This is a genomic window from Streptomyces sp. NPDC102467, assembly GCF_044765445.1.
GTDB lineage: Bacteria > Actinomycetota > Actinomycetes > Streptomycetales > Streptomycetaceae > Streptomyces.
On the sequence record NZ_JBIWKA010000003.1, the window covers coordinates 547,957 to 573,461 of the forward strand.

Consider the following 25,505-nt stretch of genomic DNA (forward strand, 5'->3'; position numbering starts at 1 on the left):
GGGCAACGCGTACGCAACGACCTTGACGTTGAACTGAAAACTGGGAAGGCTGGCGCGCGGCATGCGTATCAGTGGGACGTGTGTGAACGGGGGCCGGTCGAACGTGATGCCTGCTGCCCCTATTTGAACGCGGTCCCGGGCGCTGCTCCAATGACGATTGGCTACTGGGGGTAGCAGACATATGACCAAGAAGACGCGGATGCGCGTAGCGCGGATAGCCGCCGGCGCGGTGATCGCCGCCGGCGCGTCGCTGACCGCCGCGGGTGCCGCTTCCGCCGCCGACGTGAACATCGGCATCCTCGGCATCGGTGCCGATGTGCACGCCGGGGCCGACGGTGTCAGTGCCAGCCTCGGGGACGACGACGACCCGACTGACCCGACCGACCCGGGTGACCCGGACTGCACCATCGTGGTGACGCCGGAGTGCGACCCGACTGACCCGGGCGACCCGGGTGATCCCGGGGACCCGGGCGACCCGGGAGACCCCGGCGACCCGGGTGATCCCGGAGACCCCGGTGACCCGGGTGACCCCGGAGACCCTGGCGACCCGGGTGACCCCGGCGACCCGGGTGACCCTGGCGACCCCGGCAACCCGGGTGACCCCGGCAACCCCGGCGGTGACAACGGCGGCGACAACGGTGGTGACAACGGCGGCGACAACGGCGGCGGTAGCCACAACGGCGGCGGCTCCACCACCGGTGGCGACAACACCAACCCCGACGGCAACAACAACCCCGTCGAGCAGGGCCAGGGCAAGGACAGCCTGCAGGACACCGGCTCCACCCCGGCCGCGCAGACCGGCGCCCAGGGCAAGGGCGGCGAGCTGGCCGAGACCGGTGCCGACGGCACCACGATCCTGCTGATCGGCGCCGCGACCATGATCGCGGGCGGTGTCGGCTTCCGCTTCCTGCCGCGCCTCGCCGGCAACCGCGGCGGCGGCGCCGCGGCGTAACGCCTGAGCGACACAGTGCATACGAGTCAGGGCCCGGAGCTGATCAGCTCCGGGCCCTGACTCGTATGTCTCGGCGGGCTAGACGGTCTGATGGGCGAGCAGCGCCACGGCCGCCACCAGCAGGGCCACGAGCGCGATCAACGCCATCGGGTTCAGCCCGGACAGCGGGCTCTGCTGCTGCAGTCGCTGGCGGTTCGCCCGGCACACCGGGCAGCGGCCCTCGCTCACGGGCGCCGCGCAGTTCGCGCACACCAACCGGTCATAGGTCATGCGCTCGTCCTCCTCCCGCGCGGCGGAGCCGACGGAAAATTACGCCAGATTCCCACTGGTTCTCTCCGCTCAACGCTCCGGGAAACGCAACCGTTCCCCCTACCACTGTGCCAGCTTCCCCGATTTTCGGCGCGGCCCGCTCCCAGGACCGTCTCTGACCAGCCACGGGAAGGACAAAACCGGCGCCACAACCGGCACCACGCCGGGACAAAACGCGCAACCGGGGACGGCGCCTGCGCCGCGCATGCCGGTTCGCGTATGGTCACGCTCACCTGTCCCCGACGCCCCCGACGCTCCGAGGCGCCCCCGTGATCCGATTCGACAACGTCTCCAAGCTCTATCCCAAGCAGACCCGGCCCGCCCTCAGGGATGTCTCCCTGGAGGTCGAGCGCGGTGAGTTCGTCTTCCTGGTCGGCTCGTCCGGCTCCGGCAAGTCGACGTTCCTGCGGCTGATCCTGCGCGAGGAGCGGTGCAGCCACGGCCAGGTGCACGTGCTGGGCAAGGACCTCGCACGCGTCTCCAACTGGAAGGTCCCGCAGATCCGTCGCCAGCTCGGCACGGTCTTCCAGGACTTCCGCCTGCTGCCCAACAAGACCGTCGCCGAGAACGTCGCGTTCGCGCAGGAGGTCATCGGGAAGTCCCGGGGCGAGATCCGCAAGGCCGTTCCGCAGGTCCTGGACCTCGTCGGCCTCGGCGGCAAGGAGGAGCGGATGCCGGGCGAGCTGTCCGGTGGTGAGCAGCAGCGCGTGGCCATCGCGCGGGCGTTCGTGAACCGGCCCAAGCTGCTGATCGCGGACGAGCCCACCGGCAACCTCGACCCGCAGACCTCGGTCGGCATCATGAAGCTGCTCGACCGCATCAACCGCACGGGCACCACCGTGGTGATGGCCACCCACGACCAGAACATCGTGGACCAGATGCGCAAGCGCGTCATCGAGCTGGAGAAGGGCCGTCTCGTCCGCGACCAGGCACGCGGCGTCTACGGCTACCAGCACTAAGTAGTCGTCTACGGCTACCAGCACTAAGTAGTACCGAGAGAGAAGCTGCGAAAGGCTCAGTAAGCGTTATGCGTGCCCAATTCGTTCTGTCGGAGATCGGTGTCGGTCTCCGCCGCAATCTCACGATGACCTTTGCCGTCATCATCTCGGTGGCCCTCTCGCTCGCCCTGTTCGGCGGCTCGCTGCTCATGAGCGACCAGGTCAACCAGATGAAGGGTTTCTGGTACGACAAGGTCAACGTCTCGATCTTCCTGTGCAACAAGGGAGACTCCGAGTCCGACCCGAACTGTGCCAAGGGCCCGGTCACCGCCGAGCAGAAGAAGCAGATCCAGACCGACCTCGGCAAGATGGCCGTCGTCCAGAAGGTCGCGTACGAGTCCCAGGACCAGGCGTACAAGCACTACAAGGAGCAGTTCGGCGACTCCCCGCTGGCCAGTTCCCTCACCCCTGACCAGCTCCAGGAGTCGTACCGGATCAAGCTCAAGGACCCGGAGAAGTACGAGGTCATCGCGACCGCGTTCAACGGGCGGCCCGGCGTGCAGTCCGTGCAGGACCAGAAGGGCGTGCTCGACAACCTCTTCCGGCTGCTCAGCTACCTGAACTACGCGGCGGGCGCGGTGATGGCGGTGATGCTGGTGGTCGCACTGCTGCTGATCGTGAACACCGTGCGGGTGTCCGCGTTCAGCCGCCGCCGGGAGACCGGCATCATGCGCCTTGTCGGCGCGTCCGGGTTCTACATCCAGGCGCCGTTCATCATGGAGGCCGCGGTCGCCGGACTCATCGGCGGCGGCATCGCCTGTGTGTTCCTGGCGGCCGGTCAGTACTTCGTCATCGACAACGGCGTCGCGCTCTCCGACAAGCTGCAGCTCATCAACTTCATCGGCTGGGACGCGGTCCTCACGAAGCTGCCGCTCATCCTCGCGGTGAGCGTCGTGATGCCTGCACTGGCCGCTTTCGTCGCGTTGCGCAAGTACCTGAAGGTGTGACGAGAGTCCCCCGGCAACGCGGGGCGCCGTGCGGGCCAACCTCCCGTACGGCGCCCCGCGTTGTCCTAGACTCACCGACATGTCAGGCCCGGATCTGTTCTCCCGGCCCCGCCGCATCGGCCGCGGGGCGGCCCTGACATTGGTCTTCGCCAGCGTTCTCGCGGCCGGCGCGGCGACCGGTTCCCTGCCCGACGACGGCCGGAAAGCCGCGGAAGAACCGGGCAGTTCGGTCGTCGCCGCGCACGAGGCCCCGTACGACGACCCGACCGAGGCGGCCGCCGAGGCGATGGAGGACGGCAAGTCCCCCGTGCAGGCCGCCGAAGAGGCCGTCAGCCGCAGCGGCGACCGCTGGGGCGCCGTCTACTCGCAGGGCGAGTACGAAGAGTTCGAGCAGGCCCTGGACGGCGAGTACACCGGTGTCGGGCTGCGGGCGCGGCGGGGCACCGACGGCGACGTCCAGGTCACCAAGGTCCGTTCCGGTTCGCCCGCGCAGGACGCCGGGATCCGCGAGGGCGACCGCATCGCGGCCGTCGACGGCAGGACGGTCACCGGCCGCCCCGTCACCGAGGTCCTCGGTCTGCTGCGCGGCGAGCACGCCGGTACGGCCGTCCGCGTCGGGCTGCAGCGCGGCACGCGCGCGTGGAGCGAGACGCTGCGCCGCGCGAACCTGTCGACCGACCCCGTCACCACCACGCGCCTCGCCTCCGGGGCAGTGCTGGTGAAGGTCAGCGCCTTCACCAAGGGGGCCGGTACGAAGGTGCGCACAGCGGTGCGCGAGGCACCCGCGCGCGCGGGCATCGTCCTCGATCTGCGGGGCAACTCCGGCGGCCTGGTCGCCGAGGCGGTCAGCGCGGCCTCGGCCTTCCTGGACGGCGGCCTCGTGGCGACGTACGACGTACGCGGTACGCAGCGCGCCCTGCACGCCGAGCGCGGCGGCGACACCACCAGACCGGTGGTCGTGCTCGTCGACAGCGGGACGATGAGCGCGGCCGAGCTGCTCACCGGTGCCCTCCAGGACCGCGGCCGCGCGGTCGTCGTGGGCAGCAGAACCTTCGGCAAGGGCTCGGTCCAGATGCCGAGCCGGCTGCCCGACGGCTCCGTCGCGGAGCTGACCGTCGGCCACTACCGCACCCCCTCCGGCCGGAGCGTCGACGGCCGCGGCATCACCCCCGACCTCGAGGCCGACGACGAGGCCCTCCGTAGGGGCGAGACAGTATTGAGTGGCCTCGGGTCCCCCTCGTAGTGCGAAAATGGCCAGCACTATGGCTAAGGGAATGTACGTACCGAAGGAGTCCCAGCCCAAGCAGGGCAAGGGGGACGCGTCCAGCAAGAAGGACGGCAAGCGCAAGATCGTCGCGCAGAACAAGAAGGCGCGGCACGACTACGCGATCATCGACACCTACGAGGCCGGCATCGTGCTGAGCGGCACGGAGGTCAAGTCGCTGCGCCAGGGCCGCACGTCCCTGGCCGACGCCTTCGTCCAGATCGACGGGAACGAGGCGTGGCTGCACAACGCCCACATCCCGGAGTACAGCCAGGGCACGTGGACCAACCACGCCGTGCGCCGCAAGCGCAAGCTGCTCCTGCACCGCGACGAGATCGACAAGCTGGAGTCGAAGTCGCAGGAGGCGGGGCACACGATCGTGACCCTCGCGATCTACTTCAAGGACGGCCGCGCCAAGGCCGAGATCGCGCTCGCCAAGGGCAAGAAGGAGTACGACAAGCGGCAGACGCTGCGCGAGCAGCAGGACCGGCGGGACTCGGACCGTGCCATCGCGTCGGCGAAGCGGCGGCAGCGGGCACAGGAGCGCTGACGGGCGCTGACAGGCGCTGACCGGCCCTCGCGGCGGGCGCCGGAGGAATACGCTGGCACCGACCTGCGTTGGTCACGTACGATGGGGCTGTTCCTCACCGCAGGGACATCGGATCGCAAGGTCCACTTTGAAAAAACAACATGGGGATGATCGGTTTCGACAGCGGCTGTCGAAGCAGGTGAAGCGTGTCGAGGAAGCGGCAATGATCTCGTTAACCATATGTCGCAACCAATAATCGCCAATTCCAAGAGCGATTCCCAGTCCTTCGCCCTCGCTGCCTAATAACAGCGACTGAAGGACCCTAAAAGGGTGTCAGCCCGGGGGTGTTCCCGACCCGGATCCTGGCATAATCTAGGGAACTAAACCATCGAGCCCGGTCACGGGGTTCGATGGGAAATCAAACAGTGACTGGGCCCGTCGGCGACTTGTTCGCGTGATCACCGGGGCCGAGAAAATCGCAGCGAACTGCACACGGAGAAGCCCTGCTGCTGCACCGTTGGACGCGGGTTCGATTCCCGCCATCTCCACGAGACGGATGCATGGATTCTGCTCGCACACTGCGCGAGCAGAATCCGTCCCGTCGGGGATTTCTGGGGGGCATGCCCCCAGACCCCCTCATCCCATGCGATTCAGGCCCGACTGTCACCACAGTCGGGCCTTTGTCGTTGTGTGGGCCCGCCCCATATCGGGGGGCGCGGACCGGTCCTACCTTCGCTGCTCATGACACACACCAGAGCCGCAACAGCAGCAGCACTGTTCACCGCGCTGCTCGCCTTCTTCCTGCCCGCCACCGCGCAGGCCGCCCCGGCCGTTCAGGAAGTCACCGGGTTCGGGGCCAACCCGGGCGCCCTGAAAATGTTCCGGTACGTTCCCGCCGGGCTGCCAAGCGGGCGGCCCGTCGTCGTCGCCCTGCACGGCTGTACGCAGAACGCCGCCGGGTACGGCACCGGCAGCGGATGGACCGACCTGGCCGATCGGTGGGGGTTCTCCGTAGTGCTGCCGCAGCAGACCTCGGGCAACAACCTCAGCTCCTGCTTCAACTGGTTCCAGGCCGGTGACATCGCGCGCGGCCAGGGCGAGGCGGCGTCGATCGCGCAGATGGTCGACAAGCAACTCGCCGACGCGGGCGGGGACGCCTCCCGGGTCTACGTGACCGGGCTCAGCGCCGGGGGCGGCATGACGTCCGTGATGATGGCCGCGTACCCGGAGAAGTTCGCCGCCGGTGGCGTCGTCGCCGGGCTGCCGTACGGGTGCGCGCAGGCCGCCGGGTCGCCGTACGTGTGCATGTACGTGGGGGCCACCCAGACGCCGAAGCAGTGGGGCGACCGGGTGCGGGCCGCGCGGCCCGGGTACACGGGGCCCTGGCCGCGGCTGACCGTGTTCCAGGGCAGCGCCGACTACACCGTGAAGCCCGTCAACATGAGCGACCTGATGAAGCAGTGGACCGACGTCCGGGGCGCCGACCAGGCCGCCGATACGAGTGACACCGTCGCCGGGTTCCCGCACCAGGTCTTCCGCGACGCGTCCGGGGCCACGGCCGTGGAGACGTACAGCATCACGGGGATGGGGCACGGGCAGCCCGTCGATCCGGGGAGCGGAGCGGCGCAGTGCGGGACCGCGGGGGCGTACGTCCTCGATGTGAATCTGTGCGCCGCCCAGGTCCTCGGCCACTCGTGGGGTCTTGGCTGATCGGCGGGCGTCCGGGATGCTCCTGTCGCATGAGTAGAGCTGACGGACCTCCCGTGGCACCACGCGCCAACACCCGTACGGGGATCAGGAAATGGGTCTGGCCCGCTGTCCTCGGCGTGGCCGCCGCCACCCTTACGTGGGGCGCGCCCGCCGGGGCCGACTCTGTCCCCGGCGGGCTGCCCGAGGCCATCGACACCATCCTCGGCGACCCGGGCATGGAGGGCGGCGCGGCGAGTGTCGTCGTCGCCGATGCCACCACCGGCGAGACCCTGTACCAGCACGATCCGACCGGGCGGCTCATGCCCGCTTCCAACACCAAGCTCGCCACGTCGACCGCGGCGATGGAACTCCTCGGCCCCGGATACACGTTCACCACCGACGTGCTGGCCGGCGACCGGGTGCGCGGCGGAGCGCTCGACGGGGATCTGTATCTGCGCGGGACCGGCGACCCGACCACGCTCGCCGCCGACTACGACAAGCTCGCCGCGCAGGTGGCCGCCACCGGCGTGAAGAAGGTGAGCGGGCGGCTGATCGCCGACGACACACGCTTCGACGACCACCGGCAGGGCGACACCTGGGGCGCCGACGACGAGTCCTCCTACTACGCCGCCCAGATCTCGGCGCTGAGCGTCGCTCCCGACACCGACTACGACGCCGGGACCGTCATCGTCGAGGTCGCGCCCGACAAGAAGGCGGGGGAGAAGCCCGTCGTGCGCGTCACGCCGAAGACGGACTACGTGCACGTCGACGTGCGGGCGAGCACCGTGGCCGCCGGGGGTACGGACAGCGTCGCCGTGGAGCGGCGGCACGGCACCAACACGATCACCGTCGGCGGGACCGTGCCGGTGGGCGGGGACACCACCAAGGAATGGGTCACCGTGTGGGAGCCGACCGGGTACGCGGCCGCCGTCTTCCGCGACGCGCTCGCCGCGCACGGAGTACGGGTGAGCGGCGCCACCAGGCTGGGGCGCGCCACCCCGGCCGGCGCGAAGGTGGTCGCCTCGCACGACTCCATGGCGCTGAAGGACCTGCTCGTCCCGTTCATGAAGCTCTCCAACAACATGCACGCCGAGGCCCTCACCAAGGCCATGGGGTACAAGTCGACGGGCCGGGCCGGGAGTTGGGGCGACGGGCTCGCCGCCATCGCCTCCTACCTGAAGAGCGCCGGGGTGGACGCCACGAAGGTGCGGCAGGTCGACGGCTCGGGGCTCTCGCGCAAGGACAACTTCGCCGCACGGCAGATCGCCGACCTGCTGCTCTCCGTACGGCACGAGCCCTGGTACGCCGACTGGTACACCTCGCTGCCGGTGGCCTGCGCCCCGGACCGGTTCGTCGGCGGGACGCTGCGGTCGCGGATGTGCGGCACTCCGGCCGCCCTCAACGCCCGTGGCAAGACAGGGTCGTTGACGGGCGCCAGCGCGCTGTCCGGCTACGTGAAGGACGCCGACGGACGCGAACTCGTCTACAGCGTCGTCCAGAACAACTACCTGGTCGACTCCGTGAAACCGCTGGAGGACGCGATCGTCGTGACCCTCGCCAAGTCGACATCGAACGAGGCGAGGGCCGTCACGCCGAAGTCCGCAAGGTCCCTGCCCGCCGCGGAGCGGAACGGGAACCTGGAGTGCTCGTGGCGCAAGCCCGCCCTGTGCTGAGCGCCCCGGGCTACTTGGGGCGCCGTACGTAGCCGTAGAGCGACAGGAGCAGTGCCGTCGCCGCCGCCGCGACCGGCACGGTGTACGCCGCGGTGGGGCCCCAGTGCTCCACCGCGGCGCCACCGGTCGCCGAGCCGCACGCGATGCCGCCGAGCAGGCCGGTGACCGCGAGCGTCATGCCCTCGTTCAACTGGCCCTCGGGGGTGCGTCGCTGGACCAGCGTCATGCCCGTCACCATCGTCGGCGCCGTCGCCATTCCGGCGATCAGGAGCGCCCCGCCGAGCGCGAGGAGCGAGCCGGTGAGGGCGGCCGCGAGCAGCGGCAGCGTCATCAGGGCCGCCATCGCCGCGACGCACATCGGGTGGCGCCGGTCGGCGGGACCCGTCGGCTTCGTCGCCCCGAAGACGAGGCCCGCCGCGCACGAACCCGCCGCCTGCAGCGCCAGGATGCCGCCCGCCCACACCTTGTGGCCCTGCGCGTCCGCGAAAGCGACCGTGACGACCTCCAGGGAGCCGAAGATCGCACCCATGGCGAGGAACGCGATCAGCAGCGGCGGCATGCCACGCGCGCGTAGCGGCGTTCTCGTCGCCTCCGTACGCGCATGCGCCGGAGGTTCCGTGGCGCGCTGCGCGGTGAAGATCAGCACGCCCGTCACCATGAGTACGGCGCTGACCAGCGTGCCCGCCTCCGGAAACAGCGATCCGCACAAGAAGGCGGCCATCACCGGGCCGAGCATGTAGCACAGCTCGTCCGCCGCCTGCTCGAAGGAGTTCGCCGTGTGCAGCGCGTCCGCGTCGCCCTTCAACAGATGCGCCCAGCGGGCCCGGGACATGCCGCCCGTGTTGGGGGTGGCGGCCGATGCCAGGTACGCGGCGAACAGGGTCCAGTCCGGCGCCCCGAGATGCACGCACAGGAGCAGGGCGAGCGAGCCGCACGCGGAGATCACCGTGGCCGGGACGGCGATGCGCGCCTGCCCGTAACGGTCGACGAGCCGGGCCGTCCACGGGCCGACGACCGCGTTGGCCACCAGGCCCGTCGCGGTGACGGCACCCGCGAGCGCGTACGACCCCCGCGCCCCGGAGATCATGATGACCGCGCTGATGCTGAACATGCCCTGTGGGAAGCGGGCTATCAGGTTGCCGAGGGTGAAGGCGCGGGCTCCGGGGATGGTGAAGAGCCGGGCGTAGGTGATCTTCCGGGGGGCGGCGGAGGGTGAAGGTGCGGTGGCCGTGGTCGTAGGCGGCGTGGCCGTGGTCGAAGTGGTGGTCGTAGGCGGCGTGGCCGTGGTCGAGGTGGGGGGCGTGGTTGAAGTGATGGGCGTGGTCGCGTCAGGCATGTGAAGAGCGTCGCCGCAGGTCACGTACGCGGTCCAACACCTACTCGGCGCCAATTCACGCACCACTGTTGTAAGTTCGCCCGATGCTGCCCGCCCCGAGCTCCCCCTCGGCCGTTCCTCGCAACGTCGAGCCGCGCCTGCTGCGCGCGTTCCTCGCCGTCGCCGACGAGCTGCACTTCACCCGCGCCGCCGCCCGGCTCTACGTCGCCCAGCAGGCGCTCAGCCGGGACATCCGGCGCCTCGAACGCGAGCTCGGAGCCGAGCTGTTCGGCCGGACCACACGGCAGGTCACGCTCACCGCGGACGGTGCGCGGCTGCTGCCCTACGCGCGGCGCGCGATCGAGGCACAGGACGAGCTGCTCGCCGCCTTCGCCCGGTCCGCGCCCGAGGCACGGCCGCTGCTCGTCGACGTCAACAGCCCCGGCCTCGTGCACGAACGCGTCCTCGCCCGAGCGCGCGAACTCGTCCCGGAACACGAGCTGATGGCCCGCTACGAGAGCGGTCTGACCGGCGCGGCGGCCGAACTCCTCGCCGGGCGGATCGACGTCTCCTTCGGCCGGTTCGCGGGGCTCGACCCGGCCGTGCGCGAACGCCTCGCCCAGCAGCCCATGCGGTACGAGCCGATGGCGGTCATGCTCCCCGTGGACCATCCGCTGGCCGGCCTCGACGCCGTGCCGCTCGGCCGGCTCGCGGGCGAGACGATCTACGCCGGTGCCGGCAACCCCCGTACGCCCGAATGGACCGACCTGGCACGGCAGTTGTTCGCCGGGCGCGGTATCGCGATCGCGCCGCCCGCGCCGCTCGCCGTCGGCGAGGAGGAGTTCCGGCGGATCATGGCAAAGTACCGGAATCCGGTCCTCGTCGGCGTCGATTTTCCGGCCATGCCTGGATCGGTGCTCCGGCCGCTGATCGACCCCGTCCCGCTGTCACCGGTGTCGCTGGTGTGGCGAAAGGGGCGTAAACACGCAGGAATTGAGGCACTTAGGGCTGCCGCGGCCGCACTTGCCGACGAGGAAGGATGGCTCATCCGCCCCGAGAATGGGTGGATACCGGCCACAGATGCACTCATTATGATGAGTCACGTTTGACGGGCGGACACGGCTGACACTCCGGTGCGCTACATTCGTGGTCCGGGTGCAGTGTGATAAGGGGGGCGCTCGGATCGGGTGGGGGCCCGGTCCGGCCGACAAATGCCCGGCGAGTCGTGCGCGCACCCATTGAACATGTCCTTGGGGGGATGTGCGTACGGTGGAAAATTGGCGAGAAAACGCCTTGCCCGGACAGACTCACGATCCGAACGAAGTGACGGTGCAACTCGACGGCGCAGGCCGCCAGTTGGGCAGTCTCCTCGACGCGGAGAGAAAGCCGGGACGGTCAGGGACACCAGGGCTACCGGGAGAGCCCGCGAGGCCACCGGGTGACGGCAAGGACATACCCGTCTTCGTCGACGACTCGGGGCGGCGCAGCCGTACGTTCCGACGTGTCGGCGTGCTGGTCGGCATCGCCTGCGCGGTGTACGCGGTCACCATCGTGATCACCCTGCTGTCCGGAAACTCGAGCGCACCCTGGCTGCCCATGCCGAAGGCGCCCGCGGAGAAGGTCGACACCAAGCCGGTGGTGCCCGCCGACTCCTCGTCACCGTCCACGTCGACGGGCATCGTCCCGGGCCCGAGCGCCACGGGCACCACGCCCGGCGCAGGCCCCACCCGGCGCGGCAGCACAGCGCCGTCCGCGGGGGCCGGCACGGACGACAAGAAGCCCGGCAAGGGCGCCGGTGCAGGTACCGGCAGCACCGCGCCCGGCAAGCCCGCCGACGACAGGACGCCGCCGCCCGCCGACCCGACCAAGCCGGGGAACCACACGACGTCGCCGGCCGACCCGACCAAGCCGGGGAACCACACGACGCCGCCGGCCGACCCGTCCACACCGGCCGGCCCGTCCGATCCCGTCTCCGAGCCCTCCGGCGGCACCGGCACCCAGACCGTCGCCGACGGCACCGGGTCGAGTGCGTCCGTCGAGCAGCTCTCCGGCGGCACTCCGTCGGCATCGTCCGCCGCGTCCCCCGAAAGCAGCGTCCTGTAGATGTCCGTCCGCTCACGTTCCCGGCGGGCCCGTGCCCGTAAGCGCCGGCTTCCGCTGCGCTACCTCCTGCCGTCGCTGCTCCTCGTGGCGATGATCGCGATGCTCATGCTGCGCGGCTACGTCCACAGCGAGATCATGGCCGACCACCGCATCCAGCCCGAGGCGGCGACCGACAAGGTGCCGCACCGTGTCCTCGACGGCGGACCCGTCATCGACGCCCGCGACCACCACATCAACACCGCCCGGATCCCGCACCAGAAGCTCGTGCTCACCTTCGACGACGGGCCCGACCCGGAGTGGACTCCCAAGGTCCTCGACGTCCTGAAGAAGCACCACGCGCACGCCGTCTTCTTCGTCACCGGCACCATGGCCTCGCGCTACCCGGACCTGGTGCGCCGCATGGTGGCGGAGGGGCACGAGGTCGGCCTGCACACCTTCAACCACCCGGACCTCTCCTACCAGTCGAAGAGCCGCATCGACTGGGAGCTGTCGCAGAGCCAGCTGGCGGTCGAGGGCGCGGCCGGCATCCGCACCTCGCTGTTCCGGCCGCCCTACTCGTCGTTCTCCGACGCCTTCGACGACAAGTCCTGGCCGGTGACCGAGTACACGGCCAGCCGCGGCTACATCACGGTCGTCAACAACACCGACAGCGAGGACTGGAAGCGCCCCGGCGTCGGCGAGATCATCCGGCGCGCCACACCGCACGGCGGCAAGGGCGCCGTCGTCCTGATGCACGACTCCGGTGGCAACCGCGCGCAGACCGTGGCCGCGCTCGACCGCTTCCTGCCCCAACTGCAGGGCGAGGGCTACAAGTTCCTGAACCTCTCCGAAGCCCTCGACATCCCCAGTGCGCATACGCCCGTCACCGGCGTGGAGCTGTGGAAGGGCCGGGCGTGGATCTACGCGGTCCAGGCCTCGGAGAACATCACGGGCGTCCTGGTCGTCGGGCTCGCCGTCATCGGCGTCCTCGTCATGGGCCGCTTCGGCCTCATGCTGCTCCTGTCCGCGCTGCACGCCCGCCGGGTGCGCCGCCGCGGCTTCGCCTGGGGCCCACCGGTCACGGAACCGGTGTCGGTGCTCGTACCGGCGTACAACGAGGCCAAGTGCATCGAGAGCACCGTCCGTTCCCTGATGGCGAGCGAGCACCCCGTCGAGGTGATCGTCATCGACGACGGCTCCACCGACGGCACCGCCCTCATCGTGGAGAGCCTGCGGCTGCCGGGCGTCCGGGTCGTGCGCCAGCACAACGCGGGCAAGCCGGCCGCCCTCAACAGGGGCCTGGCGAACGCCCGGTTCGACCTCGTCGTGATGATGGACGGCGACACCGTCTTCGAACCGGCCACCGTGCGCGAGCTGGTCCAGCCGTTCGGCGACCCGCGCGTGGGCGCCGTCGCGGGCAACGCGAAGGTGGGCAACCGTGACTCGATGATCGGCGCCTGGCAGCACATCGAGTACGTGATGGGCTTCAACCTCGACCGCCGCATGTACGACCTCCTGCGCTGCATGCCGACGATCCCGGGGGCCGTGGGAGCCTTCCGCCGGTCGGCCCTCGAGCGCATCGGCGGCATGAGCGACGACACGCTCGCCGAGGACACCGACGTCACCATGGCGCTGCACCGCGACGGCTGGCGCGTCGTGTACGCGGAGAAGGCGCGCGCGTGGACCGAGGCCCCCGAGTCCGTGCAGCAGCTGTGGTCGCAGCGCTACCGCTGGTCGTACGGCACCATGCAGGCCATCTGGAAGCACCGCCGCGCCCTGATCGAGCGCGGCCCCTCCGGCCGCTTCGGCCGCGTCGGTCTGCCCCTGGTCTCCCTGTTCATGGTCCTGGCCCCGCTTCTGGCCCCGCTGATCGACGTCTTCCTGCTGTACGGGGTGGTGTTCGGCCCCACCCAGAAGACGATCGTGGCCTGGCTCGGCGTGCTCGCCGTCCAGGCGGTCTGCGCGGCGTACGCCTTCCGGCTCGACAAGGAACGCATGACCCACCTCATCTCGCTTCCGCTCCAGCAACTCCTCTACCGGCAGCTGATGTACGTCGTGCTGCTCCAGTCGTGGATCACCGCTCTCACCGGCGGCCGGCTGCGCTGGCAGAAGCTGCGCCGCACGGGCGCGCTGGGTTCCGCACTGAACGGACTGCCGAGTCAGCGGTCCGCCTCGGTGTCCGGCGGCGACAGGAGGCCGGTGGCATGACGCATCCCTCCTACGAAGACGGCTCCGGGGTCCCCGGGGCGTCCCGCCGGGAAGCGGAGTGGCGGCGCGAGACGGAGGCGGACACCGCCGGTGCCGGGCCGGGCTGGCCGTCGGCGGCGACGGGCGGACCCCGCACCTCGTCGTGGCCACAGGCCGAGCCGACGTCCTCCTTCCCGCAGGCCGAGCCCGCGTCGTCCTTCCCGCAGCCCGAGCCGACGTCGTCCTTCCCGCAGGCCGAGCCGACGTCGTCCTTCCCGCAGGCCGAGCCGACGTCGTCCTTCCCGCAGCCCGAGCCGACATCCTCCGGGCCGCGGGCCGAACCGGCGTCATCCTGGCCGCAACCAGGGCCGACACCAGCCTTCCCGCAGCCCGAGCCGACGACATCCTGGCCGCAGTCCCGGCCGATGTCCTCCTTCCCGCACCCCGAGCCGACCGCACGGCTCGGCGCGGCGCCCCGGCAGACGTACCCCACACACCCTTTTCCGTACGCGCCGAGGCAGATACCGAAACCGGCCCAGGAAGAGGCCGCCCCGGCTCCGGCCGCGCCCAAGAAGCCGGGCCGGGACCGGTATCTCGACCTGCTGCGTTCCATCGCGCTCGTCCGCGTCGTCGCCTACCACCTCTTCGGGTGGGCGTGGCTGAGCGTGCTGTTCCCGTCCATGGGCGTGATGTTCGCGCTCGCCGGTTCGCTGATGGCGCGCTCGCTCGGCCGCCCCGCGCTCGGCGTGATCCGCGGGCGCATCCGGCGACTGCTGCCGCCCCTGTGGGCGTTCAGCGCGCTCGCCCTGTCCCTGCTGTACATCGGCGGCTGGAACCCCGGCAAGGACCCGGACAGCGGAGGCCTCTGGGGCTGGCTCGGCATCGTCGACTACGTCGTCCCGATCAGCGCGCCGGCCTTCCCCTTCGAGATGGCGAACCCGCCGGGCTTCCTGGAGAGCACCTGGGCCGAGCAGGGCATCGGCCCCCTCTGGTACCTCCGCGCCTACCTCTGGTTCGTCATCGCCTCGCCCCTGCTCCTGTGGGCGTTCCGCAAGGTGCCGTGGGCGACGCTGCTCGCGCCGCTGGCCCTCACCGCCGTCGTGGGCACGGGCCTGGTCACCATCCCCGGCCGGACCGGTGAGACGGTCACCGACTTCGCCGTCTACGGCAGTTGCTGGGTGCTGGGCTTCGCCCACCACGAGGGCGTCCTCGCCAAGGTACCGAGGTATCTGGCGGTCTCCGGTGCCACGCTCGTCATGGCCTTCGGGCTGTGGTGGGCCTCCGGGCACCTGACCGACGAGGGCTGGGACCTGAACGAGATCCCGCTGGCCCAGGCCACCTGGTCCTTCGGGTTCGTCGTCATCCTGCTCCAGTACTCGCCTTCCTGGCAGCAACTGCCGGGGCGCCTCGCCCGCTGGGACAGGCCGATCACGCTGGCCAACAACCGGGCCGTCACGATCTACCTCTGGCACAACCTGCTGATCATGGCGACGTTCCCGCTGATCGACCTGCTCTATTCGCTTCCGTTCATGAACGACCGGCTGAGTTCCGCCCTCGACACGACCTACATGTTCTGGTCGTTCGTCCTCGTGTGGCCGCTGATAGCGCTCGCGATCGTGAGTATGGGCTGGATCGAGGACCTCGCCGCCAAGCGTCCGCCCCGGTTGTGGCCCGACGGCGGAAGGAAGAACAGAAAGAAGAAGCAGAAGCGCCACTGAACAGAAGTGCCACTGAACAGAAGCGCCACCGAGGCGCGGGGCTCCGGTAGCGGTGGGGGTTGTGCCCGGAGGCTCCCTCCGGGTTGACTTGTGCGAACTGTGCGGCGTGAGCCGCACGGTGCGCACGAGGAACCACGGGGACCACGGGGACGGGGACGACCATGACGCAGCCGCCGCAGGACGGTCAGGGGTACGGGTACGGCGGACCGCCGCCGCAACAGCCGCCCGCCGGTCCCTACGGGGCACCGGGCCCCTACGGCGCCCCGCCCCAGCCGCCGGGCCCGTACGGCGCCGACAACCCGTACGCGGGAGCGCCCACCGCGCCGCAGCCGGGCTACGGGCAGCAGCCGGGGCACGGCCAGTCGCCGCAACCCGGCTACGGGCAGCAGCCGCAGCAGCCCCCGTACGGTCAATTCCCGCCGCCGCAGGGCCCGTTCCCGCCTCAGCCGGGGCAGGGCCCCGGCGGGGGCGGCGGCAAGAAGCGGGCCGTGCTGATCGCCGTCGCGGTCGTGGTCGTCGCCGCGCTGGCCGGCGGCGGCATCCTGCTGGCCACCAGCGGGGACAACGGCAACGACAAACCGGTCGCCGAGCAGAGCAGCATCGTCGCGACGGGCAGCGTGAGCCAGCCGCCCAGCGAGAGAGCCGACCCGGATTCCGATCCGTCCGCCTCCGACGACCCGTACAGCGACGAGCCGACCGACGACCCGTACGCCGACGACGACGGGCCCAGCGAGCGCCCGGCCGGAGACACCGGCTACCAGGGGCAGTGGCAGAACGAGAAGACACAGACCCTCACCGTCGGTGCCAAGATCGCGTCGGGCAACGCCAAGGGCAAGTACAGCGTCTCCTACATCGATTCGGGCGGTAAGGGCATCTGCAGCGGCATCGGGCAGACGCAGAACGGGACCGGCTTCCGGATCGCCGTGTCCTGCCTGGGCCAGGACACCGGCGACGAGGTGTTCGCCGCCAACCTCACGCAGGCTTCCGACGTCATCACGCTGAAATGGGACAAGGGCGGTTCGGTGAAGCTGCCCTGGTCCGGGGAGGGCTCCACCTGATCCGCCTCACCGCGCGCCGCAGCCCCGGGTGAGAGCAACGTTCCCCACCGGTCATCGCACGCCACAGCCCGGAAATCCGGTCTCCCTACCGTCGGTCGCGGCAGGCAGGAACCGCGACCCTGGAGGCGTTCAGATGGCAGGCCGGAGCCGGACCCACACGTGGGTCGAGCGGTGGGACCCCGAGGACGCGACGTTCTGGGAGGAGATGGGCGCGAAGGTGGCCCGGCGCAACCTCGTCTTCTCCATCCTCTCCGAACACGTCGGGTTCTCCGTCTGGACCCTGTGGTCGGTGATGGTCCTGTTCATGGGGCCCGAGTACGGCATCGACCCGGCGGGGAAGTTCTTCCTCGTCTCGATGGCCACCCTCGTCGGCGCCTTCGCGCGCGTGCCCTACACGTTCGCGGTCGCCCTGTTCGGCGGCCGGAACTGGACGATCGTCGCGGCGAGCATGCTGCTGGCGCCGACGATCGCCGCGTTCGTCGTGATGGAGCCGGGCACCTCGTACAGCACGTTCATGGTGTGCGCGGCGCTCACCGGCATCGGCGGCGGCAACTTCGCCTCCTCCATGACGAACATCAACTCCTTCTTCCCGATGCGCAAGAAGGGCTGGGCGCTCGGCCTGAACGCGGGCGGCGGCAACATCGGCGTCCCCGTCATCCAGCTCGTCACGCTCGCCGTCATCGGCCTGAGCGGCGGCCCGCGCGTGCTCCTCGGCATCTACATCCCGCTGATCCTCGTCTCGACGCTCTGCGCGGCCCTCTTCATGGACAACCTGACGACGGTGAAGAACGACACCGGCGCCGCGCGGGAGGCGGTCAAGGACGCCCACACCTGGATCATGGCGTTCCTCTACATCGGCACGTTCGGCTCGTTCATCGGCTACTCGTTCGCGTTCGGGCTCGTCCTGCAGACCCAGTTCGGCCGTACGCCGCTGCAGGCGGCCGGCGTCACCTTCATCGGGCCGCTGCTCGGCTCGCTCATCAGGCCGGTCGGCGGCCGGCTCGCGGACCGGTTCGGCGGGGCCCGCATCACGCTGTGGAACTTCGTGGCGATGGCCGCGGCGACGGCCGTGGTCACCCTCGCGTCGGTCGAGAAGTCCCTGGCCCTGTTCACGGTCGCGTTCATCGTCGTGTTCGTGCTGAGCGGCCTCGGCAACGGGTCCACGTACAAAATGATCCCCGGCATCTTCCAGGCCAAGGCGCTGGGCATGGGCCTCACGGGCGAGGAGGCGGCCGCGTACGGGCGACGCCTCTCCGGCGCCTCCATGGGGCTGATCGGCGCGGTCGGGGCGCTCGGCGGGCTCGGCATCAACCTCGCGTTCCGCCAGTCCTTCCAGACAGCGGGCACCGGCACCGGGGCCTTCGTCTCCTTCCTCGTCTTCTACGCGGTGTGCTTCGCGGTGACCTGGGCCGTATACCTTCGCCGCTCGGCCGCGCGGTCCGCCCCCGCCCCCACTGCCGGGGCCGAGCCGCAGCTCAGCTACGCCGAGGTGTAAGGATCGGGGGCGTAACACGCACGCAATCACGCTGATCCGGGCCCGTCACGGTGGGTTGACAGGCTCGGACCACGGCAGGACAGCGGACGCGACAGCACAGCAGTGCACGGGACGACCGTCGAGCGGGACGAGAAGCAGCATGGACGACGAACAGCACGCCTCAAGGGCCGAGCAGCCGCACGGCCCGCTCGCGGGCTTCACCGTGGGGGTGACCGCCGCGCGCCGGGCCGACGAACTGGGCGCGCTGCTCCAGCGCCGCGGCGCCACGGTGCTGCACGCGCCCGCGCTGCGGATCGTGCCGCTCGCCGACGACAGCGAACTCCTCTCCGCCACCAAGGAGTTGATCGACCACGGCCCGGACGTGGTGGTGGCGACGACCGCCATCGGCTTCCGCGGCTGGGTCGAGGCGGCCGACGGCTGGGGCCTGGGGGAGGAGCTGATCGCCCGGCTGCGCGGGGTGGAGCTCCTCGCGCGCGGCCCGAAGGTGAAGGGCGCGGTCCGCGCCGCGGGTCTGACGGAGGAGTGGTCGCCGTCGTCGGAGTCGATGGCGGAGGTGCTGGAGCGGCTCCTCGCCGAGGGCGTCCAGGACCGGCGGGTCGCGGTCCAGCTGCACGGCGAACCGCTGCCCGGTTTCGTCGAGGCGCTGCGGGAGGCCGGTGCCGAGGTGGTGGGCGTGCCGGTGTACCGGTGGATGCCGCCGGAGGACATCGGGCCCGTGGACCGGCTGCTCGACGCGACGGTGGCGCGGGGCGTGGACGCGCTGACGTTCACCTCGGCGCCGGCGGCGGCGTCGCTGCTGAACCGGGCCGAGGAGCGCGGGCTGCTGCCCGACCTCGTCGCGGCGCTGCAGCACGACGTGGTCCCGGCCGTGGTGGGCCCGGTGACGGCGCTGCCGCTGCAGGCGCACGGCGTGGACACGGTGCAGCCGGAGCGCTTCCGGCTCGGCCCGCTGGTCCAGCTGCTCTGCCGCGAACTCCCCTCGCGCGCCCGGACGTTGCCGGTGGCCGGCCACCAGATGGAGATCCGCGGCCACGCGGTCGTGGTCGACGGGGAACTGCGCCCGGTGCCGCCGGCCGGCATGTCGCTGCTGCGGTCCCTTGCACGGCGGCCCGGCTGGGTGGTGGCCCGCGCGGAGCTGCTGCGCGCGCTGCCCGGCGCGGGCAGCGACGAGCACGCGGTGGAGACGGCGATGGCGCGGCTCAGGTCGGCGCTCGGCGCGCCGAAGCTGATCCAGACGGTGGTGAAGCGGGGGTACCGGCTGGCGCTCGACCCGACGTCGGCCGACGCCAAGTACGCGGACACGTGATCCCCGCCCGGTGAGGTCCGACAGCGGATCCGCCGCCGCGGGGCGAAGTCCTATCGTACGAGCATGCTGATCACCCCCGAGATCGAACTCCGCCGAGCCGACCCCGCCGACGCCCAGGCTCTCGCCGACGCCATGGTGCGCAACCGGGAGTACCTGCGCCCCTGGGAGCCGTACCGCGGCGAGGACTACTACACGGCGCAGGCGCAGGCCGCCCGGATCGCCGAGCCGGGCAACGCGATGTGGCTGCTGTTCGACAACGCGGCCGGGGGACGCGTCGTCGGCCGCGCCGCGCTCCAGGGCATCGTGCTCGGCCCCCTGTGCAGCGCGAGCCTCGGCTACTGGATCGACAGCGAGTACGGCGGCCGCGGCCTGATCTCCGCCACCGTCGAGGAGCTCTGCCGCGCCGCCCGCGACGAATTCGGCCTGCACCGCCTCGACGCGGGCACCCTCACGGACAACAAGGCCTCGCAACGGGTGCTCACCAAGTGCGGTTTCGTCGAGTACGGGATGGCCCCCGCCTACCTGCACATCGACGGACAATGGCGCGACCACGTCCTCTTCCAGCGGCTGCTGCACGACGGGCCGCCCGCGCACATCCCCAAGTAGTCCGGCGTTACCGGGAGTTCCGGCGGGGTTCCGGCAGGGCGTCGAGGCGGGCACTGTAGAGGACATGGCAGCAGTACCCACAGAGCCCTCCCACCCCCCTCTCCCTCCGCATGAGTTGCGGTTCGACTCCGGACGCCTCTGCCTGGACCTGGTCGCCACCGCACACCCCGACGAACGCCTGACCTCCACCGACCGGCTGCGCGCCTGGCTCGTCGGCGCCGGACTCGTCCCCGATCCCGCCGCGCTGCCCGTATGCACGTCGGCCTGGCTCGCCGCCTTTTGCGAACTGCGCGGCCGTGTAGGCCAGTTGGTGCGCGGGGAGCTCGCCGGACATCCCGCGCCCGCCGCGCTGGAACGCGTCAACCTGCTCGCCCGCGCCGCCCCGCCCGCCCCGCGCGCCGTCCGCGCCGCCGACGGCGGCCTCGTCAAAGCCCTGCACGACGAGCCGGACTGCCCGGCCCTGCTGGCGGCCGTCGCCCGCGACGTCGTCGACCTGCTCACCGACCCCGCCGCACGGGGCTGCCTGCGCCAGTGCGAGGGCGACAACTGCCCGATCATCTACCTCGACACGTCCCGTGGGCGCAGACGCCGCTGGTGCTCCAGTGAGGTGTGCGGCAACCGGGAGCGGGTGGCCCGGCATCGTCGCAGGGCGGCGCTGGCGCGGGCGTGACCCCGCGCGTTGCCTCGCGACATCCCGAACTCCCGTTGAACATCCGTGCGTTCGCCTACGTATCCCACCCGTGAGCCCAGCCGAAACGAGACGGCCGGATCGTCGAACCGGGGACACCGGAGGTAGGCGTGCGCAAGGATTCCGCCGTGGCCGATGAACGCCCTCCGCGGGCCCGACATCGCGCGTCCCGGCCCCCGGAGCCGGACGAGGAGCTCATGCGCGCGCTCTACGCCGAGCACGCGCGGCCGCTTCTCGCCTACGTGCTCCGCCTGGTGGCGGGGGACCGGCAGCGCGCGGAGGATGTCGTGCAGGAGACGCTCATCCGTGCCTGGAAGAACGCCGGCCAGCTCAACCGTGCGACCGGCTCGGTACGCCCCTGGCTGGTGACGGTCGCCCGACGGATCGTCATCGACGGCCACCGAAGCCGGCAGGCCCGGCCGCAGGAGGTCGACGCGTCGCCGCTGGAGGTGATCCCCGCGGAGGACGAGATCGACAAGGCGCTGTGGCTGATGACCCTCTCCGATGCCCTGGAGGACCTGACCCCCGCCCACCGCGAAGTGCTCGTGGAGACGTACTTCAAGGGGCGTACCGTCAATGAGGCGGCCGAGACGCTCGGCATCCCCAGCGGCACGGTGCGCTCCCGCGTGTTCTACGCGCTGCGCTCCATGAAGCTGGCGCTTGAGGAGCGGGGGGTGACGGCATGACGTCGGCGTACGGATCGTACGGACCGTCCGGTCACGAGCCGGCGGACGACGGGCACGAGGCGGTCGGCGCCTACGCGCTCGGCATCCTCGACGACGCCGAATCGACCGCGTTCGAGGCCCACTTGGCGACGTGCGAGCGGTGCGCGGCGCAGCTGGAGGAGTTCGCCGGCATGGAGCCGATGCTCGCGGCTCTCGCCGATCTGCCGCCCCGGCGCGACGCGCCCGCCGTGCGGCACATCGGGGAGTCCCTGGCGGCCGCGCCCAGCTCCCGTCTCGCCCGGTCCCTGATCGGTGAGGTCGCCCGCAGCCGCGTGAAGAAGCGGCGCCGGGGCCTGTACCTGGTGGCGGCCGCCGCGGCACTGATCATCGGCGGCCCGCTGACGGTCATGGCCGTCACCGACGGCGGCGGCACCACGGGGAGCGTCGCGGAGCCGCACCCCACGAGCCCCGCCGAGGACGCCTTCTTCCACCACATGGACGAGAAGGTGTCGGGCACCGACGCGACGACGAAGGTCAGCGCGACCATCGGCATGGAGAAGAAGGCCTGGGGGACCCACACCGTCCTGCGGCTGAAGAACGTCAAGGGCCCGCTCACGTGCTCCCTCGTCGCGGTCGGCAAGAACGGCGAGCGCGAGACGGTCACCACCTGGGCCGTCCCGAAGTGGGGGTACGGGATCGATTCCAGCCCGCACGAGAGCGCGAAATACCCGCTGTACGTGCACGGAGGCGCGGCCTTCGAGCGGAATCAGATCGCCCGTTTCGAGGTCGAGACGCTCGACGGGAAGCGGCTCGTGGAGGTGAACGCGTGACCGCCTGGTGAGCCGACCGTCACGGACGTAGCTTCCGGGGCCCCCTTTCGCGTACCTTTGACGGCTGCCCAGCACGTCAGAAGGGGGCCCGGTGGCCGCTCAGGCTCAGCAGGATCCAGCGGTGGACCAGGATCCAGCGGTGGACTCGGATACGGACTCCGTTCGTGCCCGCGAGATCGACGTCGAACAGCAGCATCTCGACGCCGTCTACCACCGCCTGGAAGAGAAGATCCACGAGGCGGAGTTCCTGATGGACGACGCCGCCAAGCGCGGACAGGTCGGCACGCCCGGCGCGCTCGCCGAGCGCGACGCGCAGGTCTTCCGCGCGGGTGTTCACCTCAGCCGTCTCAACAACGAGTTCGAGGACTTCCTCTTCGGCCGTATCGACCTGCTCCAGGGCAGGGACGGCGAGAAGGGCCCGGACGGCGCGTACACGGCCGTCGAACCGGCCGAGGGCGCGGTGCGCGCGGACCACACGGCCGACATCTCGGAGACCCTGCACATCGGCCGCATCGGCGTCCTGGACGCGGACTACTCGCCGCTGGTCATCGACTGGCGCGCGCCGGCCGCGGCGCCGTTCTACCGCTCCACGCCGGTCGACCCGGGCCGCGTCGTGCGCCGCCGCGTCATCCGCTCCAAGGGCCGCAAGGTGCTCGGGGTCGAGGACGACCTGATGCGCCCCGAGCTGACCGCGTACCTGGGCGGCGAGCGGCTCCCGGCCGTCGGCGACGGCGCCCTGATGGCCGCGCTCGGCCAGGCCCGCAGCCACACGATGCGCGACATCGTGGCCTCCATCCAGGCCGAGCAGGACCAGGTGATCCGGGCGCCCGCCGCGTCCGTGACCTACGTCGAGGGCGGCCCGGGTACGGGCAAGACGGCGGTGGCGCTGCACCGCGCCGCCTACCTCCTCTACCAGGACCGCCGCCGGTACGCGGGCGGCATCCTGATCGTCTCGCCCACGCCCCTTCTGGTGGCGTACACCGAGGGCGTGCTGCCCTCGCTCGGCGAGGAGGGCCAGGTCGCGATCCGCGCGGTCGGCTCCCTGGTCGACGGGGCCGAGGCCACCGAGTACGACAGCCCGGCCGTGGCCCGCGTCAAGGGCTCGTCGCGGATGCTGCAGGTGCTGCGCAGGGCGGCGCGCGGAGCCCTGGAGTCGGGCCGCCCCGCCGCGCCCGCCGCGGGGCAGCTCGCCTTCGGTGACGAGGACGGTGACGAGGCCCCGGCTGCCACCGGTACGCCCACGCGTCTGCGGGTCGTCGCCTTCGGCCGCCGCCTGGAGCTGGAGGCCGACCAGCTCAACCGGATCCGGCAGGCCGCCCTCGGTGGCACGGCGCCGGTCAACCATCTGCGTCCGCGTGCCCGCAAGCTCCTTCTCGACGCCCTGTGGGAGCGGTCAGGCGCGGGGGGCCGGCACAGCGACCCGGAGCTCGCGGCCGAGCTGCGCTCCTCCTTCGACGAGGACATCACGAGCGAGGACGACTTCCTGCGCTTCCTGGACGCCTGGTGGCCGGAGCTGACGCCCCGCGCCGTCCTGTCCGCGATGTCCGAGGAGCGGCGCCTGGGCCGCTGGGCGCGCCGCATCCTGAACCCGGGCGAGGTCCGCAAGGTCGCCCGGTCCCTGCGGCGCGAGGCACTCTCGGTGCACGACGTCGCGCTCCTCGACGAGCTGACCGCCGTCCTCGGCGCCCCGGCCCGCCCGAGGAAGAGGCGCGAGTACGACCCGCTCGACCAGCTCACCGGCCTCGAGGAGCTGATGCCGCAGCGCGAGGAGACCCAGCGCGAGCGCGCCGAGCGCCTCGCCCAGGAGCGCACCGAGTACGCGCACGTCATCGTCGACGAGGCGCAGGACCTCACGCCGATGCAGTGGCGCATGGTCGCCCGCCGCGGCCGGCACGCCACGTGGACGGTGGTCGGTGACCCGGCCCAGTCGTCCTGGTCCGATCCGGACGAGGCGGCGGCCGCCCGTGACGACGCGCTGGGCTCGCGCCCGCGCCGCCGCTTCACCCTCACCGTCAACTACCGCAATCCGTCCGAGATCGCGGAGCTGGCCGCCAAGGTCCTGGCGCTCGCGATGCCCGGATCCGACTCCCCGTCCGCGGTGCGCTCCACGGGCGTCGAGCCGCGCTTCAGCGCCGTACGGGGCAGGCTCGGCGACACCGTCAAGGAGGAGGCGGCCCGGCTGCTCGACCGGGTCGACGGCACGGTCGGCGTCGTCGTGGCGATGAACCGCCGCGCGGAGGCGGCCCGTTGGCTCGCCGGGCTCGGCGAGCGGGTGGTCGCGCTCGGCTCGCTGGAGGCCAAGGGCCTGGAGTACGACGCCACGGTGGTGGTCTCGCCGGCCGAGATCGCCGACGAGTCGCCGGCCGGCCTTCGGGTCCTGTACGTGGCGCTGACCCGCGCCACTCAGCAGCTCACGGTGGTCTCCGGCGAGCGCGACGAACCCGACGCGAACGGGGTGCCGGACCTGCTGCGCGACTGACCCTTGTGTCCGTAGGTGTCCGCGGGCGCCGCCGGGGTCTGGGGTGTTCCCAGAGAATGCAGTACCGTTGATGACGGCACCGGTTCGATCCAAGCCCCCGGGCCCAACCTTCGTCCCTCAGAGGGACCACTTGCCGCGAGGCGAGCATGGCGGGCCGGTGTCATGAACGTTGAGAGAGAGGCCCACGTCACCCCGTGACGTGGGCCTCTTCTCGTTTCCCGCAACTTCTCGTATGGTGGAAACTACTTTCCGAAAGATGCGTCCCTGGGGGCGCATCCGAAAGAGCGGTGAACGAAAGGTTCACAATCCGATGCGAGTACCACGTACTCGGCAGTAGGTGCGACCATCGGACAGCAACAAGTACACGGTGAAAGCAGAGGAAGTCGGCCATGGCAACGGCGCCCAGCGTCTCCTACTCGATGACGGTCCGCTTGGAGGTGCCCGCGAGCGGTACGGCTGTCTCGCAGCTCACCACCGCCGTGGAGTCCTCCGGCGGCTCGGTGACCGGCCTCGACGTCACCGCCTCCGGCCACGAGAAGCTCCGGATCGACGTCACGATCGCGGCCAGCTCGACGTCCCACGCGGACGAGATCGTCACGGAGCTGCGGCGCATCGAGGGCGTGACGCTCGGGAAGGTCTCCGACCGTACGTTCCTCATGCACCTCGGCGGCAAGATCGAGATGCAGTCCAAGCACCCCATCCGCAACCGTGACGA

Annotated in this window: 21 protein-coding genes, 1 other RNA gene and 1 pseudogene; 21 read left to right on the forward strand and 2 right to left on the reverse strand. The window is 71.0% G+C overall.

Annotated elements, in window-relative coordinates; translation table 11 throughout:
• Window positions 1-181: 181 nt before the first annotated feature.
• Entirely contained in the window at window positions 182-952 is a 771-nt protein-coding gene (locus ACIREE_RS08460) for a hypothetical protein (RefSeq protein WP_404148109.1), read from the forward strand.
• Between the two features lie 78 nt (window positions 953-1,030).
• On the opposite strand, the gene ACIREE_RS08465 is transcribed toward ACIREE_RS08460, so the two are convergent.
• Entirely contained in the window at window positions 1,031-1,222 is a 192-nt protein-coding gene (locus tag ACIREE_RS08465) for a hypothetical protein (RefSeq protein ID WP_404148111.1), read from the reverse strand.
• 308 nt (window positions 1,223-1,530) lie between these two features.
• On the opposite strand from ACIREE_RS08465, the gene ftsE reads away from it, so the two are divergent.
• The 7 genes from ftsE (at window position 1,531) to dacB (ending at window position 8,361) form a co-directional block, all read left to right on the forward strand.
• Entirely contained in the window at window positions 1,531-2,220 is a 690-nt protein-coding gene (gene ftsE / locus ACIREE_RS08470) for a cell division ATP-binding protein FtsE (protein WP_404148114.1), read from the forward strand.
• Between the two features lie 68 nt (window positions 2,221-2,288).
• The gene (gene ftsX / locus ACIREE_RS08475; RefSeq protein ID WP_404148117.1) at window positions 2,289-3,206 is read left to right on the forward strand and encodes a permease-like cell division protein FtsX; all 918 of its coding nucleotides are present in this window, start codon (window positions 2,289-2,291) and stop codon (window positions 3,204-3,206) included.
• A 79-nt stretch (window positions 3,207-3,285) separates the two neighbouring features.
• The gene (locus tag ACIREE_RS08480; RefSeq protein ID WP_404148120.1) at window positions 3,286-4,449 is read left to right on the forward strand and encodes a S41 family peptidase; all 1,164 of its coding nucleotides are present in this window, start codon (window positions 3,286-3,288) and stop codon (window positions 4,447-4,449) included.
• A gap of 19 nt (window positions 4,450-4,468) precedes the next feature.
• A complete protein-coding gene (gene smpB, locus ACIREE_RS08485) occupies window positions 4,469-5,020 on the forward strand; it encodes an SsrA-binding protein SmpB (RefSeq protein WP_404148124.1) in 552 nt (183 codons plus the stop codon).
• A gap of 142 nt (window positions 5,021-5,162) precedes the next feature.
• Window positions 5,163-5,550: a transfer-messenger RNA gene (gene ssrA / locus ACIREE_RS08490) on the forward strand.
• A 190-nt stretch (window positions 5,551-5,740) separates the two neighbouring features.
• Window positions 5,741-6,709: a PHB depolymerase family esterase gene (locus tag ACIREE_RS08495; RefSeq protein ID WP_404148127.1), complete on the forward strand. Its 969-nt coding sequence runs from the start codon at window positions 5,741-5,743 to the stop codon at window positions 6,707-6,709.
• Between the two features lie 53 nt (window positions 6,710-6,762).
• On the forward strand, window positions 6,763-8,361 hold the full coding sequence (gene dacB / locus ACIREE_RS08500; protein WP_404148130.1) for a D-alanyl-D-alanine carboxypeptidase/D-alanyl-D-alanine-endopeptidase: 1,599 nt from the start codon (window positions 6,763-6,765) through the stop codon (window positions 8,359-8,361).
• A gap of 10 nt (window positions 8,362-8,371) precedes the next feature.
• Here dacB and ACIREE_RS08505 read toward each other — a convergent pair whose 3' ends face one another.
• The gene (locus tag ACIREE_RS08505) at window positions 8,372-9,697 is read right to left on the reverse strand and encodes an MFS transporter (protein ID WP_404148134.1); all 1,326 of its coding nucleotides are present in this window, start codon (window positions 9,695-9,697) and stop codon (window positions 8,372-8,374) included.
• Window positions 9,698-9,780: 83 nt separating this feature from the next.
• On the opposite strand from ACIREE_RS08505, the gene ACIREE_RS08510 reads away from it, so the two are divergent.
• The 13 genes and pseudogenes from ACIREE_RS08510 to ACIREE_RS08570 form a co-directional block, all read left to right on the forward strand.
• Complete coding sequence (locus ACIREE_RS08510; protein WP_404148137.1) at window positions 9,781-10,785, forward strand: LysR family transcriptional regulator; 1,005 nt, start codon at window positions 9,781-9,783, stop codon at window positions 10,783-10,785.
• Between the two features lie 184 nt (window positions 10,786-10,969).
• On the forward strand, window positions 10,970-11,779 hold the full coding sequence (locus ACIREE_RS08515) for a hypothetical protein (RefSeq protein WP_404148140.1): 810 nt from the start codon (window positions 10,970-10,972) through the stop codon (window positions 11,777-11,779).
• Window positions 11,780-13,966, forward strand: coding sequence for a glycosyltransferase (locus ACIREE_RS08520; protein ID WP_404148143.1), 2,187 nt, complete (start codon window positions 11,780-11,782; stop codon window positions 13,964-13,966).
• A 404-nt stretch (window positions 13,967-14,370) separates the two neighbouring features.
• Window positions 14,371-15,663, forward strand: coding sequence for an acyltransferase (locus ACIREE_RS08525; RefSeq protein WP_404148225.1), 1,293 nt, complete (start codon window positions 14,371-14,373; stop codon window positions 15,661-15,663).
• A 161-nt stretch (window positions 15,664-15,824) separates the two neighbouring features.
• The gene (locus ACIREE_RS08530; RefSeq protein WP_404148145.1) at window positions 15,825-16,721 is read left to right on the forward strand and encodes a hypothetical protein; all 897 of its coding nucleotides are present in this window, start codon (window positions 15,825-15,827) and stop codon (window positions 16,719-16,721) included.
• A 133-nt stretch (window positions 16,722-16,854) separates the two neighbouring features.
• Window positions 16,855-18,216 (forward strand): nitrate/nitrite transporter, encoded by a 1,362-nt coding sequence (locus ACIREE_RS08535; protein ID WP_404148148.1) that lies wholly within the window; start codon window positions 16,855-16,857, stop codon window positions 18,214-18,216.
• A 139-nt stretch (window positions 18,217-18,355) separates the two neighbouring features.
• Complete coding sequence (locus ACIREE_RS08540) at window positions 18,356-19,522, forward strand: uroporphyrinogen-III synthase (protein ID WP_404148150.1); 1,167 nt, start codon at window positions 18,356-18,358, stop codon at window positions 19,520-19,522.
• Between the two features lie 63 nt (window positions 19,523-19,585).
• Window positions 19,586-20,128, forward strand: a complete 543-nt coding sequence (locus tag ACIREE_RS08545; protein ID WP_404148152.1) for a GNAT family N-acetyltransferase — start codon at window positions 19,586-19,588, stop codon at window positions 20,126-20,128.
• Between the two features lie 64 nt (window positions 20,129-20,192).
• Window positions 20,193-20,798 carry a CGNR zinc finger domain-containing protein gene (locus tag ACIREE_RS08550; protein ID WP_404148154.1) on the forward strand — a complete coding sequence of 202 codons (606 nt, stop codon included), beginning with the start codon at window positions 20,193-20,195 and terminating at the stop codon, window positions 20,796-20,798.
• Window positions 20,799-20,926: 128 nt separating this feature from the next.
• On the forward strand, window positions 20,927-21,502 hold the full coding sequence (locus tag ACIREE_RS08555; protein WP_365573088.1) for a sigma-70 family RNA polymerase sigma factor: 576 nt from the start codon (window positions 20,927-20,929) through the stop codon (window positions 21,500-21,502).
• The gene (locus ACIREE_RS08560) at window positions 21,499-22,311 is read left to right on the forward strand and encodes a zf-HC2 domain-containing protein (RefSeq protein ID WP_404148156.1); all 813 of its coding nucleotides are present in this window, start codon (window positions 21,499-21,501) and stop codon (window positions 22,309-22,311) included. The genes ACIREE_RS08555 and ACIREE_RS08560 overlap by 4 nt, the downstream gene beginning before the upstream one ends.
• Before the next feature lie 91 nt (window positions 22,312-22,402).
• Window positions 22,403-24,790, forward strand: coding sequence for a HelD family protein (locus ACIREE_RS08565; protein ID WP_404148158.1), 2,388 nt, complete (start codon window positions 22,403-22,405; stop codon window positions 24,788-24,790).
• Between the two features lie 389 nt (window positions 24,791-25,179).
• A pseudogene (locus tag ACIREE_RS08570) lies at window positions 25,180-25,505 on the forward strand (NAD-dependent malic enzyme); the annotation flags it as partial.

Excerpts from the sequence above, each read along its gene's own strand:
- ACIREE_RS08460 (WP_404148109.1), top strand. The coding sequence starts at position 182 with ATGACCAAGAAGACGCGGATGCGCGTAGCGCGGATAGCCGCCGGCGCG.
- ACIREE_RS08465 (WP_404148111.1), bottom strand. The coding sequence starts at position 1,222 with ATGACCTATGACCGGTTGGTGTGCGCGAACTGCGCGGCGCCCGTGAGC.
- ftsX (WP_404148117.1), top strand. The coding sequence starts at position 2,289 with ATGCGTGCCCAATTCGTTCTGTCGGAGATCGGTGTCGGTCTCCGCCGC.
- ACIREE_RS08480 (WP_404148120.1), top strand. The coding sequence starts at position 3,286 with ATGTCAGGCCCGGATCTGTTCTCCCGGCCCCGCCGCATCGGCCGCGGG.
- smpB (WP_404148124.1), top strand. The coding sequence starts at position 4,469 with ATGGCTAAGGGAATGTACGTACCGAAGGAGTCCCAGCCCAAGCAGGGC.
- ACIREE_RS08495 (WP_404148127.1), top strand. The coding sequence starts at position 5,741 with ATGACACACACCAGAGCCGCAACAGCAGCAGCACTGTTCACCGCGCTG.
- ACIREE_RS08505 (WP_404148134.1), bottom strand. The coding sequence starts at position 9,697 with ATGCCTGACGCGACCACGCCCATCACTTCAACCACGCCCCCCACCTCG.
- ACIREE_RS08510 (WP_404148137.1), top strand. The coding sequence starts at position 9,781 with ATGCTGCCCGCCCCGAGCTCCCCCTCGGCCGTTCCTCGCAACGTCGAG.
- ACIREE_RS08520 (WP_404148143.1), top strand. The coding sequence starts at position 11,780 with ATGTCCGTCCGCTCACGTTCCCGGCGGGCCCGTGCCCGTAAGCGCCGG.
- ACIREE_RS08525 (WP_404148225.1), top strand. The coding sequence starts at position 14,371 with ATGTCCTCCTTCCCGCACCCCGAGCCGACCGCACGGCTCGGCGCGGCG.
- ACIREE_RS08530 (WP_404148145.1), top strand. The coding sequence starts at position 15,825 with ATGACGCAGCCGCCGCAGGACGGTCAGGGGTACGGGTACGGCGGACCG.
- ACIREE_RS08535 (WP_404148148.1), top strand. The coding sequence starts at position 16,855 with ATGGCAGGCCGGAGCCGGACCCACACGTGGGTCGAGCGGTGGGACCCC.
- ACIREE_RS08540 (WP_404148150.1), top strand. The coding sequence starts at position 18,356 with ATGGACGACGAACAGCACGCCTCAAGGGCCGAGCAGCCGCACGGCCCG.
- ACIREE_RS08545 (WP_404148152.1), top strand. The coding sequence starts at position 19,586 with ATGCTGATCACCCCCGAGATCGAACTCCGCCGAGCCGACCCCGCCGAC.
- ACIREE_RS08550 (WP_404148154.1), top strand. The coding sequence starts at position 20,193 with ATGGCAGCAGTACCCACAGAGCCCTCCCACCCCCCTCTCCCTCCGCAT.
- ACIREE_RS08560 (WP_404148156.1), top strand. The coding sequence starts at position 21,499 with ATGACGTCGGCGTACGGATCGTACGGACCGTCCGGTCACGAGCCGGCG.